The sequence below is a fragment of the Magnetococcales bacterium genome (genome assembly GCA_015232395.1).
Lineage (GTDB): Bacteria > Pseudomonadota > Magnetococcia > Magnetococcales > JADFZT01 > JADFZT01.
Window position 1 is genome coordinate 1 of the sequence record JADFZT010000094.1, and the last position, 13949, is coordinate 13949.

13 protein-coding genes are annotated in these 13949 nt (G+C 55.6%); 4 read left to right on the forward strand and 9 right to left on the reverse strand.

Features of this window, described 5'->3' with window-relative positions:
• Positions 1–205 precede the first annotated feature (205 nt).
• From HQL52_17845 to HQL52_17885, 9 genes are all read right to left on the reverse strand, one after another.
• The gene (locus HQL52_17845; GenBank protein MBF0371310.1) at positions 206–346 is read right to left on the reverse strand and encodes a hypothetical protein; all 141 of its coding nucleotides are present in this window, start codon (positions 344–346) and stop codon (positions 206–208) included.
• A gap of 127 nt (positions 347–473) precedes the next feature.
• Positions 474–2231: a HAMP domain-containing protein gene (locus HQL52_17850; GenBank protein MBF0371311.1), complete on the reverse strand. Its 1758-nt coding sequence runs from the start codon at positions 2229–2231 to the stop codon at positions 474–476.
• A 118-nt stretch (positions 2232–2349) separates the two neighbouring features.
• The gene (locus HQL52_17855; GenBank protein ID MBF0371312.1) at positions 2350–3063 is read right to left on the reverse strand and encodes a response regulator; all 714 of its coding nucleotides are present in this window, start codon (positions 3061–3063) and stop codon (positions 2350–2352) included.
• A gap of 351 nt (positions 3064–3414) precedes the next feature.
• The gene (locus HQL52_17860; GenBank protein MBF0371313.1) at positions 3415–3723 is read right to left on the reverse strand and encodes a CcdB family protein; all 309 of its coding nucleotides are present in this window, start codon (positions 3721–3723) and stop codon (positions 3415–3417) included.
• Positions 3723–3971 (reverse strand): type II toxin-antitoxin system CcdA family antitoxin, encoded by a 249-nt coding sequence (locus HQL52_17865; GenBank protein MBF0371314.1) that lies wholly within the window; start codon positions 3969–3971, stop codon positions 3723–3725. The genes HQL52_17860 and HQL52_17865 overlap by 1 nt, the downstream gene beginning before the upstream one ends.
• Positions 3972–4170: 199 nt before the next feature.
• A complete protein-coding gene (locus tag HQL52_17870; protein MBF0371315.1) occupies positions 4171–5607 on the reverse strand; it encodes a metallophosphoesterase in 1437 nt (478 codons plus the stop codon).
• A complete protein-coding gene (locus HQL52_17875) occupies positions 5604–6221 on the reverse strand; it encodes a serine/threonine protein phosphatase (protein ID MBF0371316.1) in 618 nt (205 codons plus the stop codon). Before HQL52_17875 ends, HQL52_17870 begins: the two co-directional genes overlap by 4 nt.
• A gap of 247 nt (positions 6222–6468) precedes the next feature.
• The gene (gene lpxK / locus HQL52_17880; protein ID MBF0371317.1) at positions 6469–7581 is read right to left on the reverse strand and encodes a tetraacyldisaccharide 4'-kinase; all 1113 of its coding nucleotides are present in this window, start codon (positions 7579–7581) and stop codon (positions 6469–6471) included.
• Between the two features lie 48 nt (positions 7582–7629).
• Entirely contained in the window at positions 7630–8913 is a 1284-nt protein-coding gene (locus HQL52_17885; GenBank protein ID MBF0371318.1) for a 3-deoxy-D-manno-octulosonic acid transferase, read from the reverse strand.
• Between the two features lie 364 nt (positions 8914–9277).
• Between HQL52_17885 and tadA the strand changes: the two genes are divergently transcribed.
• The 4 genes from tadA to HQL52_17905 all read left to right on the forward strand — a co-directional run bounded on the left by tadA (position 9278) and on the right by HQL52_17905 (position 13850).
• Positions 9278–10927: a Flp pilus assembly complex ATPase component TadA gene (gene tadA / locus HQL52_17890; GenBank protein MBF0371319.1), complete on the forward strand. Its 1650-nt coding sequence runs from the start codon at positions 9278–9280 to the stop codon at positions 10925–10927.
• An 8-nt stretch (positions 10928–10935) separates the two neighbouring features.
• Complete coding sequence (locus HQL52_17895) at positions 10936–12153, forward strand: type II secretion system F family protein (GenBank protein MBF0371320.1); 1218 nt, start codon at positions 10936–10938, stop codon at positions 12151–12153.
• Positions 12154–12285: 132 nt separating this feature from the next.
• Positions 12286–13251 carry a type II secretion system protein gene (locus tag HQL52_17900; protein MBF0371321.1) on the forward strand — a complete coding sequence of 322 codons (966 nt, stop codon included), beginning with the start codon at positions 12286–12288 and terminating at the stop codon, positions 13249–13251.
• A 20-nt stretch (positions 13252–13271) separates the two neighbouring features.
• The gene (locus HQL52_17905; GenBank protein ID MBF0371322.1) at positions 13272–13850 is read left to right on the forward strand and encodes a type II secretion system protein; all 579 of its coding nucleotides are present in this window, start codon (positions 13272–13274) and stop codon (positions 13848–13850) included.
• The last annotated feature ends 99 nt before the right edge of the window (positions 13851–13949 follow it).

Genomic DNA, 13949 nt, shown 5'->3' on the forward strand with positions numbered 1-13949 from the left:
TCTGTTTTGGTTTGAAATAATGAAATTTAGAAAATTTGTTAGGGTGGTTTTATCACCGCAGTCAATTATAGTGATGCTTAAAGGGATGTTGTCAAGCTGAGATGATCAATGAGGCTGTGGCTGGGTCATGCAGATGGGGCAGAAAACGAGGTAGCCCTGAGCCTTAAGGCAAGCGTGGGATCACTCAGTAGACCCGGAGAAGATGTCAGAACCCGGAGAACAGGCGACTCAGAGAGCCTCCCAGCAACATGATGGTTTCCGGTAGCAGCAGCAAGGCCATGGCGACCAATACCACAACACTGCTGATGATGGTGCTTTCCAAAAAAGATTTGAGAATTCCGTTCATTTTTTGCCTCCCCAGGACAAAACTCAGGTCACTGAACGTCTATATCGCCATCTCGTAATGAGAGAATATCAGCCTCAATTAACGATTGGGTGACGGTCAAGCAATAAATAGGTGACAATGATGGTACCTATTCAGCAAGTGGATGAACAGTCCAAAAACGCGATCCCCGAGGGGTGACCGGTTCAAACCCCACCGTCCCCCCCATGCGTTCCACCAGATGCTTTACCAGAGAGAGCCCGAGCCCGGTGCCTCCCATCTCCCTGGAGCGACCATTGTCCACCCGATAAAACCGTTCAAAAATTCGGGTGTGGTGGGCCTCTGGGATGCCGGGTCCATCGTCTTCCACTTCCATGCGTAGAAAATGATCCTTTCGATAGGCCCTGATAATGATAGAGGAGCCTTTCGGAGAATATTTGATGGCATTTTCCACCAGGTTGTTGAGCACCTGGGTCAAGACATCCGGGTCGGCCTTGATCAAAAGATCCGGGGGCAGATCGGTTTTGAGTTGGATGTTTTTATCTGCCATGGGCTGCTCCACCGTCTCCAGGGTGCGTTGCACGACCGTTTCCAGGTGGACAGGCTCCAGAGCCAAGGGATATTGATCCGCCTCCAGTCGGGAAATTTCAAGGAGGTGGGTGATGATTCGGGAGAGGCGTCTGGCGTGGCGATCCATGGCGCTGACCAGCTTGCGATTAAACTTGGGATCTTCCAGGGCGCCATCCAGGAGGGTTTCGGCGTTGGCCTGGAGAATGGCGACAGGGGTGCGTAGTTCGTGGGAGACGTTGCCGACGAAATCCCGGCGGATCTGCTCCAGGCGGCGAATTTCGGTCACATCCCGTATCACCAGCACCTCTCCCTGTCCATCAGGCAGGGTGTTGTTCACCACCAACACCCGGCGGGGGGCGGGATAGACCAGATCGAACTCGATGGAGAGGGGCTTTTCCTCGGGAGGGGTAGCCAAAAGGTCGTGGATGGGCTTGACTGGAACGAAATGGCTGAACCGGCCACCGATGGGGGTTCGGGGCAGGCCAAACAGCAGGATGGCGGAGCGGTTGATCAAGGTGATGCGCTGCTTGTTGTCGATGGCCATCACCCCTTCGACCATCCCTTCCAGGACCGTATTCATCCGCCCCCGCTCCAGGGCAAGGGCCATGACGGTTTCCCGCAGCTCCCGGGCCAGATGGTTGACGAAGCTGGCGAGCCCACCAATTTCGTCCTGGCTGTCGATATCGATGGGTTGGGAGCTGACGTCCCGGGCCAGCGTGCGGGCGTTTTGTTCCAGGTTGCGGAAGGCGCGGGTGAACCAGTGGGCGGCAAACCCCCCGGAGGTGATGGCACCCGCAATAGCCATAAAACCTGCCAGCATCAAAATCCAGGTCAGACGATGGTGGAGATCATCCATATTGGCCAGGGACATGGCGGCTCGGATGGTGCCTGGGTTTTCTTTGGTGAAGCGATAGGGCACCGCCACATAAAGCATGTGGGTGTCGAGGGTGGAGGAGTAGCGTTTGGAGCGGCCTTGGCCCAAACGCTGGGCCATCACCACCTCGGGTCGGTATCCATGGTTTTCAACGTGTTGAATTTCCTCCTGATCCAGCTGGGAGTCTCCCAATACGGTACCGTCAGCAGCAATGAGGGTGATGCGGGCTGAGGTGGCTTGGCCGAGACGATCTGCCAGGGGATCCAGGGCCTTGATGGTGGCAGGAGCCCCGCTCTCCTTGAGGAGAATGCGAGCGCTTGCGGCGTGGTGTCGCAACTCTGTGGCGATGCGGGATTCCAGCCACTGCCCCAGGGCATATTCCAGGTAGAGTTCAACCGCCACCACCACCCCGAGGATCAGCCCCAGAGAGATGAGAAAAAGCTTGCCACGAATGCCGAGCTTCACGATCCCCTCCCTCTGGGGGAACAGCCAGGCCAAAACGCACGCTTCGTGACCCCGTTGGCGGTGCCCGCCATCCAGCTCGATGGCTTGGCAAGCATAAAGGACAGCCCCTCTTTCCGGTTCAAATTTCCTCCTCCCCGGGATGGCTGCGAAAACGATATCCCACCCCCCGTATGGTCTCCAGATAATGTCCTACCACCCCCAGCTTTTCCCGTAGGCGTTTGATGTGGGCATCCACGGTGCGGGTTTGAACCATGGCGGAGATCCCCCAGACATCGTTCAAAAGGGTATCCCGGCTCTGCACCAGGCCCCGGCGAGAGATGAGGGTGGTGAGCAGTTTGAATTCCAAAACGGTCAGGTTGATATCCTTGCCCTGGACTGTTACCTGATGGCCTTCCAGATCCATCCAAATTCGGCCAAAGGTGATCTCTTTTTCAGCGTCGGGGGGAAGGGTGTAACGCGCCTTGCGACGGAGAAGGGCCTGAATGCGCAACAGCAGTTCCCGAATGTTGAAGGGTTTTACCAGATAGTCGTCCACCCCGGTTTCAAAGCCGACGATTCGGTCAAATCCTTCCCCCCGGGCGGTGAGCATCAGGATGGGCAGATCCTGTGTGTCTGGGGTGGTGCGGATTCGGCGGCACACCTCCAGGCCGGAAATGCCTGGCAGCATGAGATCCAGAAGGAGTAGATCTGGAGGAGATCCTTCTTGGATGTGGGTGAGTCCCTCTTCACCGGAGAGGGCAGATTGTACCAGATAACCGGCTTTTTCGAGATTATAGGTGAGGGTGGAGATCAAATCCTGTTCGTCTTCGACGATGAGGATGGATGTATTCATGGGTATCCTTCGCAACTCAAAAGGGATGCCGAATCAAGAGTGCCTTCTCAAGCTCTATCCAAATTGGGTGCACAGCAGCGTGGAGCTGGTCGCTGCCAGGAGGCAATGTAGCTGATGGGAGTGACAAATCCGTGAAGGTTTTGCAACAAAAGGGTCAATCTTTGGGCTTTCTTGAAAAACAATGCATTAGGATCATCTATGGGGAGGGGTGGAGAACTGTTTTGATACAAAAATGGAGGGAGGTGTGTGTGGTGAAAAAAAGGGGGTTATGGGGAGGGGGGCCGAAAGCAGCATGGGAACAACAAGAAGTCGCGTTTATCAATCGATGACAAGAGCTTCGGTAGGTTGAACTCAGATACCGGTAAAAAGCATAGCCAATGCAGCAATAATTTCGGAACGATGAATGATGAGTGATCCTACTTTTTGGCTCAATTCTTTACGGTGAATTGCAGCCAATTCAGAGGTGGAAAGAAAATAGTGGACATCGGACACCTCCACGATAGGATTCAAAGTCCGAACTGAATTCAATCCTGGCTCAATCCTGTACATGGGTATGACAATCCGGGTTTCAAGACCATCAAGAAAGCCACTCTGTACATCTACTAAAAGCTCTGCATGGCTTTTGGGGGTGATATGTCTGTAAACGTCGAACTGGGCCATCAGAATAGCCTGACCGAGTCACCGAATACACCATGCTGGTTGATTCGTTTGTTATATTGAGCGATGGCCTCCTGATTGTCTTTCAGCCAAGCTTCTCGTCGCTGCTTGGTAACTTCCATGACAAGGTGGGTTTCCAGGAGTTTTGAAAGGTTGATTTTGAGTGTTTTGGCTTGGGTCAGCAGGTCGCTATTGACACTGACGTTGACTGGTTTTTTTGGGGCGCTCGCATCGTAGATGGTATGATCCATGTGGGTGTCCTTTTCTTGTGTTTTATGCGCATTCATAATGCGCATCCAGTATAGCGTGTCTTCCCATGCTTATTCAAGCTCGATTAATAGGCTTGTGTCATCTGTGGCAGATAGGCTTGATTCTTCTGGCCTGAGCTTTCTTTTCTGGGAGGGGCAGGTCAGGAGCGTTATTATAAAGAAGTCAGAAAGTTAAGCCAAATCACGCCTGAGCCCGCTCCAGTATGGGTTCGGTGGGAAAAAGGAGGGGGACCATCTGCCCTCCGATACGGGTGAATACCGCGATACAGTGGGGGCGCCCGGAAAAGACGATATGGTGGTTGTTGATCTCCCCGGCGTGGAGCCAGATGGAATCATCCTGGTTCAGGGGGTTGTGGGCGACGATGAAGGGGATTTCCGAGTCGAGGTCCAAGGCTTTGCGAAATCGTTTGACATCCCCCTTGGTATAGCCTGCCGGATAGTTGGGGCGTTGCAGGCGGTTCCAGATCAGCTCCTTGACCAAGCCCGGGTATTGGTGGGTATTGATCAATAGTTCCAGATTGACCTTGGCCTTGGGGGGGGCGGCGTGGCAGGCGATAAACTCTTTGGAAAGAGCAATGACTGGTATTTGCTCATAAAACCGCTGCATTTCGCTTTGATACTGCTCACCCCGGGTGGCCCGGAGATATTTTTCCCACAGGAGCCCTTGGGGAACGCTCGCTTTGCGCACATCCGCAGAAAAGCTGTCGTGGTTGCCCCGGATATAAAAAATTTGTTCGGGAAAGTGGATCATGAGTCGAAAGATCAGATCCATCATCAACATGGAAGGGTGCATCTCCTCCATCTGCCCGTCCCGCTCCGAATGGACCGCATCCCCCAAAATAATCAGGCACGCCTCTTTGCGTTCCAGGGAGGGGAGAAAATTGTTTTCAGTCAAAATTTTCAGCAGATTATCCACCTGACCGTGGAGGTCGCCGACGATGATGGGGGTCAATGCCTCCGGTATCTGCACTGTTCCCCCGGGAAGTCCTCGTGAATCCTTGGGGCGACAGGGGGCATCCTCCAGGATGGTGTTGACCGAGCGGATGGCTTGGAGGGCCTTGCGGTAGGAGAGTGCTTGGATGGGACCACCAAAAATGCGCTCTATCTGGGAGAGGCCATTCTGGCGGTTTTCGGTGATCAGGTTGACTTCCGGACTCTCTCCCAAAGTGGAAATATAGGTACCAGCATCGGTGTTGAGATCCTTGAAGACGATGGCGTCTCCATCGTGGGTGATGGTGAGGTGGCGCTGGGCGACCCCGTTGGGATAGTTGAAGATGGTTTTTTGCTCTTCATCGGAGTTGCCCAGAAGCAGGGTCTTGCCATGTTCCAGGCGAATGAAGCCGCTGATTTCATTGAAATATCTGTCTGGATCGATAATCAACAGGCAGCGAGGATGCTCACCGATGGGGGTTCGAATCGAGGGATTGGGGTGGAGCTGCAGCCGCTGTCCGGTTTGGCCCAGGAGTACCTGTAGGGGAGTGCCTTTGTTGAGCACCCGTATTTCGTGTCCCTGGAGGTGAATTTCAAGGGTGAGGTCCACTTCCCCGAGATTCCGGTCAGGCACGATCAGGTTTTTCAGTTTTTGGAAAAGCCCGGTTTTTTCTTGAGACTGATTCATAGGCTATTATTCCCGGTGCTGATGATGCGCTGGGGAATGCCGTCGAAGTCGTTGCGGATGTAGACCTGAAAGCCTGCCTGGTGAAAGTGTAGTGCGGTTTCCTGGTAGGTTCTCACCTGGCGTTCGATCTGTTGCAGGGTCAGTTGTTTATCCACATGATGGGTTCCCAGTTGGGCCCGAACCCGACGCAGTTCAAAGAGTCGGGGAGGGGGTTGTATGGTAAACTCAAAGGCAAACTTGGCTCGCCAATTGGTGGACAGGAAATTTTTTTTGATCGGTGGCATCTGGATGCGATCCACATCCAATCTCGGTGGATTGGGGGCGTCGAGCCACTCTTCTTCAAAAACAGCCAGGGCCTTTTCATGGCCCTTGAAAGGCAGGCCGAAGTGCAGCTCCCTGGGGCGAATGGACAATATTTGCAGCTGCCACCATTTGGGAAAGGTCAAATCCAGATAGCCCTCTTCAGACCAGCCGCCGATTCTTTGTAGCAGGCGGCTTTTTCCGGCTCCCGGGGGGCCGGTAATGATCAACTGGCGAAATTTGACATAGGCCGGAAACGGAATTCCTTTGATGGTTTGCAGTTCCAGAATTTCCTCTGTGAGGAATGGAGGCATGGGCTTAAGCCGCTCGCTTTGGGGGCTGAATGTTGGCCGGCGGCAGTGAATCAAACAAGCCTGGCTGGGCCGTACGGGATAAAGTTTGCTTAAGCTTTCCCGGCAAGTGTCCAAGTAAGCATATCAATAATGTCCGGGGACAAACAACCCCAGAAGTGGTGTAAATCATTTTCTCTTCCACGTCAGCCGCTGTTGGTTGGCTGAAAATGCCGTCCACTACAGGCTTTTTTCTGCCCGCTCCTGAGATTTATCCGGTCACTCCCTTGTTTTTTTTGGCCAGGTGCGCCAAGGCATGGGTCAACCAGTGGGGCTCTTCCTGAAAAATCAGCTCAACCCCCAGTGTAAAAACAGGGAGCTTGGTCTCACCGGGATCGATTTTGACCCCATCCTTTTCGGTACAAACAAGACCGCCCGCACCACTGCGTTCGGCCCGTTCGCTCAATCCCTGGATATCCTCACGGCTGTAAGGGTGATGGTCGGGGTAGCTTTCGGTGGCTGTCAGGGTGAAGCCGAGATTTTTCAGATTGCCGAAAAAGCTGTTCGGCTGACCAATGCCGCAAAAGGCGTGGAGTGGGGTCTGGCTTGGGGGTTCCCGGGGCACCGGTCCTGCTTCGGTCAATCGGCTCCAGCGGCTGGGGGCATGTTGGGTGGTGAGGAGGGGTTTATCCGGAGCCAGTTGGGTGATCTGGCCTCTGATATCCGCCAGCTGTTCGCCCTCGCCGCTGCGGGTGATCAAAATAGCATCACAGCGGGTGAGGGCAGAGAGGGGTTCCCGCAGATGCCCCCGGGGGAGTAGGTGACCATTGCCAAATGGGTGGTGGCCATCCAGGAGCAGCAGGTCGAGATGTCGGCGCACCTGGAGATGTTGAAAGCCGTCGTCCATGACTACAATTTCGACCTGTAAGGTATTGACGGCGTGTTCAATGAGCAGCCGCCGTTTGGGACCGGTCAATATGGTCGCGCCCGGCAATAGATGCGCCAGTAAAAAGGCCTCATCAGCGGCTTGGGGTGGGGTGATGTGGATTTGGCCGTCATGGGCGATCACATTGACCGGTGCCTGGGATTGCTGCCGATAGCCCCGGCTGATCACCGCCACCCGCCACCCTTGGGCCATCAGGTGCCGGGCGATCCAGAGGGCGGTGGGGGTTTTGCCGGTGCCGCCACTGGTGAGATTGCCGACACTCACCACCGGACAGGGGGGGTCGTAGGCGGGCAGAATTCCTCGCCGGTACCCTTGGGCCCGGAGGGTGTGGATCAGGTGATGGATCCGACCGATGGGGGTGAGGGCAGCCAGAATGCCTTTGATCAGGAGGGTGTCCGGCTGCTTTTGGCCGTTGAGATAGGGGATGAGAGGTTGCACGATTCAGGTCGGTCGCGTGAGGAAAAATAGGGGAAGCGTCAGCATGGCTTAGGCATATTCGCTCAGGGTATCATCAATGGCGGTCATGGTTTTGTCCAACGCCCCGGCATTGGCCTGCACCACTTGGCGAGCGTTTTGGCTCATGGCTTGATAACGCTCTTTATCATCCAGGAGCTTCCCCACGGCATCGCCCAGCTCATCCGCCTCCTGAATCATCACCCCGGCCTCCCCCTCCAAAATTCGCGCAGTGGCTTCCTTAAAGTTGAAGGTGTGGGGGCCAAACACCGATGGCACTCCCCAAGCGGCGGCCTCCAGCATGTTTTGCCCTCCCCGGGGGATGAGGCTGCCACCGATATAGGCGACTTGGGCCAGGCTGTAAAATCGCTTCAGCCATCCCACCTGATCGACAATGAGCACGCTTGATTCCCGGGGCCATCCCCCTTCCTGGATTTGGGAAAAAAGCCCCCCTGCAAAGCCCGATTTTTCCACCAGGCCGAGCACCTCCCCACACCGCTCCGGATGCCGGGGGACCAGAATCAGTTTGAGATCGGAAAATTTTCCCCCCAGCTGCCCGAAAGCCGTGAGCACAGCGTTCTCTTCTCCTGGATGGGTGGAGGCTGCGAGAAATACCGGAAAATCGGGTTTGGGAATTTTTCTGTGGAGTTCGGCCATCTCCTCCTCGGAAGGGGGTTGCAGGGCGGTGTCGAATTTAAGATTACCGGTCACCACCAGCCGCTTTTCGACACCCCCAATTTTCAACATCCGCTCCCCATCCATCTCCGACTGCATCGCCAGGAGCTTGACCGGCTGCAAAAATTGTTTCATCGCCCCCCGCACCCGGGCATAGTTGCGGGAGGAGCCGGGGGAGAGGCGGCCATTGATCAAGAGAATCGGAATCCCTTCCCGGCCCAGCGCCCGATAGAGATTGGGCCAGAGTTCGGTCTCCATCACCATCATGAAGCGGGGGCGAATTTTTTGTACGACTCCTTTAACAATCCAGGGTAGATCAACCGGCAGGTAAAAGGTAAAGGTGACATGGGGCAGCTTTTCCCGAGCCATCTGCTGACCGGTGCGGGTGACGGTGGAGACATGAATTTCATGATCGGGATAGGCTTGATGGATTCGCTCTACCAATCCCTGGGCCGCCAGCACCTCCCCCACGGAGACGGCGTGAAGCCAGATACGGGGAGCATCCGTCTCGGGAGGGATGATCCCCCCCAGGCGCTGTTTCAGGGTGCCCCGATATTTGGGGGTGGTAAAGTAGCGCCAAACCCACAGGGGCAGAGTGATGCCGATGGCGATACTCAGGAGCAGGCTGTAGAAAAAATACATAAACCCTTCACACCTCCCAGGGAAGGGGGATCAATCCCCTTCGGCAATGGATCGAAATAATGGTGGAACCACCAGGGAACCCCCGGGTCTTCTGCTTGTCACCAACCCGGCAACAAGGCTATAGTTCCAAAGGCTTGGGGGATGGCTTGGGATTCAGTCCCGGGAATCATCCGCCAAGAGCCCGTTGGACGGCAAGGATTTACCGTCCAGGCTTAAAACAGCCCTTGCACCGGCGGGATGATTGAGAGGTCGGTTGCATCAGGAGGCAACAGAGCCAAAACGGTCATTTGGTCGAATAGGGTCATCCGGCCGAATAGGGCCATCCGGTCGAATAGGGCCATCAGGGAGAGGTCGGGGTTGCATCATGGCGGATCAGCCAAAAAATAAACCCATTGGTGAGCTGCTCGAAGAAAAGGGCCTTATCACCCAGGGTCACATCGAGCTTGCCCTTCAGGATCAAAAGGTGACCGGAGAGCGGGTGGGGGAAATTCTGGAGCGGCTGGGATTGATCTCCCAATATGATGTCGCCACCACCATCTCCACCCAGGAAGGGCGCAAATATGTCGAGGTGGAGCACAAGGTGCCCAACCCCGATACCTTGCGCCTGTTCAACATGAATCTCTGCCTCAATCACCTTTTCCTGCCCTATTTTCACGATAGCGAGCAGGTGATCCTGGTGAGCACCGGGGATGATATCGACAGCCTGGAAAAACTGATCTCCCGCACCACCGGATTAAAACCGGTCATTCGGGTGGGGGAAAAGGGCAAGATTCAAAACGCCATCCAATATTTTTACTATTTTTTGGAAAACCCGGTGGAAAAACTCCTCACCCGGGAAATCAAACTCATCAGCGCCGACTCCGATGGGGTGCGCTCTCTGGATCCCTTCATCAGTTATCTCTTGCAGTTGGCGATCAAAAAGCGGGCGAGCGATATCCATATCCGCCCCATGGACCGGGTGATTTCCGTCGCTTTTCGTATCGATGGGGTGCTGCGGGCTCAATTTGCCCTGCCGCTTTCCTTCAAGCGGCTTATCGCAGGCACCAAGATGAAGGCCAACATGGATATCTCCGAGCAGCGCCTGCCCCAGGACGGCTCCTTCTCGGATGTGATTCTCAACAACCACTACGACTTTCGCGTCTCCTCCACTGTTTGTCCCTATGGCGAAAATATCGTGCTCAGGGTGTTGCCCGCCAAAGGGGATTTCATGAGCATGGCCCAACTTGGGCTCATGGGGGAGGATATCGAGCAGCTGACCCGCATCTTTAACGAGCCCTTTGGCATCGTGCTTTTGACCGGCCCCACAGGCTCCGGCAAGACCACTACCCTCTATGCTGCCGTGCGGGCCTTGAACCTCACCGAAAAAAATGTCGTAACGGTGGAAAATCCCATCGAATACCGGATTCCTCTGTTGCGCCAAACCCAGATCAACGTCAAGGCAGGTTACACCTTTGCCAACGCCATCCGCTATTTTTTGCGCCACGACCCGGATGTGATGCTGGTGGGGGAAATTCGGGATGGCGAAACAGCCCAGACCGCCGTCTCCGCCTCGGAAACCGGCCACCTGGTGCTCTCCACTCTCCACACCAACACCGCCTTTGGGGCGATCCCCCGCCTGCGCTCCCTGGGCATTCCCCCCTTCATGCTGGCAGATGCCCTGAAAGGGGTGGTGAGTCAGCGGCTGGTGCGGCGGATCTGCCCGGCTTGTGTGGAGACCTACAAGCCAAGCCAGGATGAATTGGATTATCTCAAAGATCCCGACATCAAGGAGCTGCGCCGGGGGCGGGGGTGTAGTGCCTGTCACGGCAGCGGTCACATGGGGCGGACAGTGATCTATGAAATCATGCGGACGGATCCGGAGCTGGCCGCCATGATCGGTCGGGACGAAAGCGTGGACAATCTGCTGGCTGCGGCGCGCAAGAGCGGCTTCCAGGATATTTTTTCCAACGCCCGGGCCAAGGTCAAGCTGGGGGAAACCTCGGTATCCGAAGTGATTCGTGTGCTGGGGTATTGAGAGCTGCCATGGCCTTTTTTATCTATCGATTGATCAGCCGGGAAGGTCGGGTTCAGGGGGGATTGACCGATCTGCCCTTCGACAACCCCATCTCCGCCATGACCTATCTGGAGGGGGAGGGCAACACCGTGCTCTATGCCCAGCCTCTGCCAGGCGCCGTAGGGGGAACCCTCGCCTTTCTCGATCAACTGTTCGAACACAAGGTCAAGGCGATGGATGTGGCCGAAGTGTTGAACAACGTCGCCATGATGCTCAAATCGGGTATTCCTCTGGTGAGTGCCCTGGAAGATACTCTGATCAAACACGACAACCCCACCCTGATCAAAGTGGGCCGGGATGTGGTGCAACGGATTAAATCAGGCAGCAGTCTTTCTCAGGCGATGAGCCGCTGGCCGCGTTTTTTTCCCGATACCGCCATCTTTTTGATCCGCATCGGGGAGGAGACCGGCACCCTGGACCGCACTGTTCAGGACGCCTCGGCTCATATCGTCAAGATGGATCGGATCATTCGGGAGACCAAGCGGGCCTTGACCTATCCGGCGGTGATGCTTTCGGCCATCTTTACCGCTGCGGCCTTCTGGCTCTATTTTGTCGTGCCGTTGATGGTGGGGTTGCTCTCCACCCTGGATAAGGATCTGCCCGCCTTGACACGGGGGATTTTGGCGGCTTCCAATTTTTTGCAAAACAATCTCATCGGGGTGATCCTCTTTTTGGTTGTGCTGGTGGTGGGGTTCAAAATCAGCCTCAAAAAAAGCCAATGGTTTCGACGCCGTTTCCACGGATTTTTGTTGGCTATGCCTCCCATCAATAAAATTCTCCACACCTCCAATCTGGCCTTTATCACCGAATATTTTTCCGTGCTTTTAAATGCCGGTGTGGATGCCATGAAAAGCCTGGATGTGCTCCGGGGCTCGGTCAGCAACGAGCTTTATCGGGAGCGCATCGGGGTGGTGCGGGAGAGTCTGGTGAAGGGGGTGGGGTTGCGTCAGGCCTTTACCGACGGTGCTGTCTTTCCCCCTTTGGTGGTGCGTCTCATCGGCGTCGGGGAGCAGAGCGGTCGGCTGGATGAACAGCTGCGTTTTGCCGCTGAAGAGTATGGCAACCGCCTGGATAGCATGATTGCGACCTTGAGCAAGGTGATTGAGCCGGTGGCCCTGGTGATTGGCGGTATTCTCTTTTTGACCCTGCTGGTGGGGATGCTCTTGCCCCTCTATACCATGGGTTAGGCCAGGTTTCGGGTAGGCTTTTAAGAGGCAGGCCGGGATGGTTTAAGGTTGAGCCCGGGGTTGCATATCGAGCCCAGGTTGAAAAATAAAAAGGCCGTGTGAAAACCGATGGAAGGAAGGCTTGAACGTATCATGAAGTCCGTCCCCCAGGTGATGTTGCCACGAAGTGAAAGTTCCTTGGTACGCCAGGCCGGTTTCAGCCTGGTGGAGCTTTCCATCGTCATGATCATCGTCGGGCTCATGCTGGGCATGGGGATCCAAGTTTTTGGCCCGGCCTTTCGCCAAGCCCTGAAGGAAAAAAACGAAGCCATCGTTGCCAGAGCCATCAGAAGCGTCATCGGGTTTGCTGGTTCAGAGGGGCAAATTCCCACTGGGGATGGATTTTTTCAGGTGGTGGCCAGCAATCGGGATGCCCAGAACGCCAAACTCCTCTACGCCTTTGATCCTCTGCTGGATGACCGCCCCGGAGAGATCTGCCGCCGCAATCGGGCCAGCCTGCGGGTTCGTCTGCCAGGTGACAAAACCACGGTGAACAATGTTGCCTTTGTGGTTTGGAGCAAGGGGTATGATGGGGTGGGAAATCTCGGCCTCACACCGGGAGAGGTGGCGGACGACACAGAGGTGACCCTGGCGAGCTATTCCGACGATAACGACGATCTTGTTGGCTGGGCCACCCTCTATGAATTGAAAGCTGCCGCCCAGTGCGGCCCAGCCCTGAAAATCATCACCCAATCCCTCCCCAACCCTTCAGCCAAATCGGGCTCCTATGCCGCTGCCATTCACGCTGAGGGGGGGGTTAAGGGCCAACCGGGTGAGCTTTTGGGCTGGTGTCTTGAGGAGCAGACCGGATCCATCAGCAAACATTTTTTGGTTTCGGCCATGCAGGGTAAAAAAGGCGAGCGCCTGCCCCCCTCCACAGGGTGCAGCCACCAGTCGGGATTTTGGAAGCTGGGCCAGTTTGTCACCATCAAAAGAAACGCAGCCCCTCCCAGTATCGGCTCTGCCCGCTTTACCCTCCACGTGCGGGATCAAAGTCAGAGTGAGCCCGCCGGCAAAAGCTACGACGCCAAATCTTTTGCCATCAACTACGGCTTGTGAGCTTACCGGGAGCCCCTTCCATGCGCGATCCCGGCTCACTGAATATCCGATCCTTCCCTTCGAACCAATCGGGTTTCAGCTTGGTGGGAATGGCGCTGGCGATGATCCTGCTCGGGATCGTCGTTTCCACCGTGGGTTATCTTTTCCCCCGCTATGCTGATTTTTTAAGGGAAAAAAACACCCAACACCTGCAAGCGGATCTACAAGCGTTGATCGGTTTTGCCGCCACCCACGGTCAACTCCCCCCCACCCAAATCAACGGCATTCCCCAGACCTATACCAACGTCATTCCCCAACCCAGGGATGCCTACAACGCCCCGATCCACTATCTGTATGATCCCCAACTGAGCCATCCAGGCAGCCTCTGTGCAGCCAGTTCGACCCCCATCCGGGTGATCAACCAAGCCACCGTGGAAAATGTCGCCTTTGTTCTTTGGAGCAGCGGTTATGATGGCCGAATGCATCCTGTAAAAGGCACGGGTGCGGTGGCGACGGAAGGGGAGACCATCGTGATTCCAACCTATGCCCAAGGGCGGGATGACGGGGTGTTGTGGGCCACTTTGGAGCGGTTACAGGCAGCGGCCCATTGCTCTGGATGAGGGGTAGGGGTATAGCAGTTCTATCTCAAAATTAGACACTCTTCCCTGACTCGTCATCCCCGCGAAGGCGGGGATCCAGGGAGCTGATGATTGCCCTCA

What these genes read in the sequence shown, in the direction of transcription:
- tadA (MBF0371319.1), top strand. Translation starts at nt 9,278, where the DNA reads ATGGCGGATCAGCCAAAAAATAAACCCATTGGTGAGCTGCTCGAAGAA.
- HQL52_17905 (MBF0371322.1), top strand. Translation starts at nt 13,272, where the DNA reads ATGCGCGATCCCGGCTCACTGAATATCCGATCCTTCCCTTCGAACCAA.
- HQL52_17865 (MBF0371314.1), bottom strand. Translation starts at nt 3,971, where the DNA reads ATGGATCATACCATCTACGATGCGAGCGCCCCAAAAAAACCAGTCAAC.
- HQL52_17885 (MBF0371318.1), bottom strand. Translation starts at nt 8,913, where the DNA reads ATGTATTTTTTCTACAGCCTGCTCCTGAGTATCGCCATCGGCATCACT.
- HQL52_17860 (MBF0371313.1), bottom strand. Translation starts at nt 3,723, where the DNA reads ATGGCCCAGTTCGACGTTTACAGACATATCACCCCCAAAAGCCATGCA.
- HQL52_17870 (MBF0371315.1), bottom strand. Translation starts at nt 5,607, where the DNA reads ATGAATCAGTCTCAAGAAAAAACCGGGCTTTTCCAAAAACTGAAAAAC.
- HQL52_17855 (MBF0371312.1), bottom strand. Translation starts at nt 3,063, where the DNA reads ATGAATACATCCATCCTCATCGTCGAAGACGAACAGGATTTGATCTCC.
- HQL52_17900 (MBF0371321.1), top strand. Translation starts at nt 12,286, where the DNA reads ATGAAGTCCGTCCCCCAGGTGATGTTGCCACGAAGTGAAAGTTCCTTG.
- HQL52_17875 (MBF0371316.1), bottom strand. Translation starts at nt 6,221, where the DNA reads ATGCCTCCATTCCTCACAGAGGAAATTCTGGAACTGCAAACCATCAAA.
- HQL52_17845 (MBF0371310.1), bottom strand. Translation starts at nt 346, where the DNA reads ATGAACGGAATTCTCAAATCTTTTTTGGAAAGCACCATCATCAGCAGT.
- HQL52_17895 (MBF0371320.1), top strand. Translation starts at nt 10,936, where the DNA reads ATGGCCTTTTTTATCTATCGATTGATCAGCCGGGAAGGTCGGGTTCAG.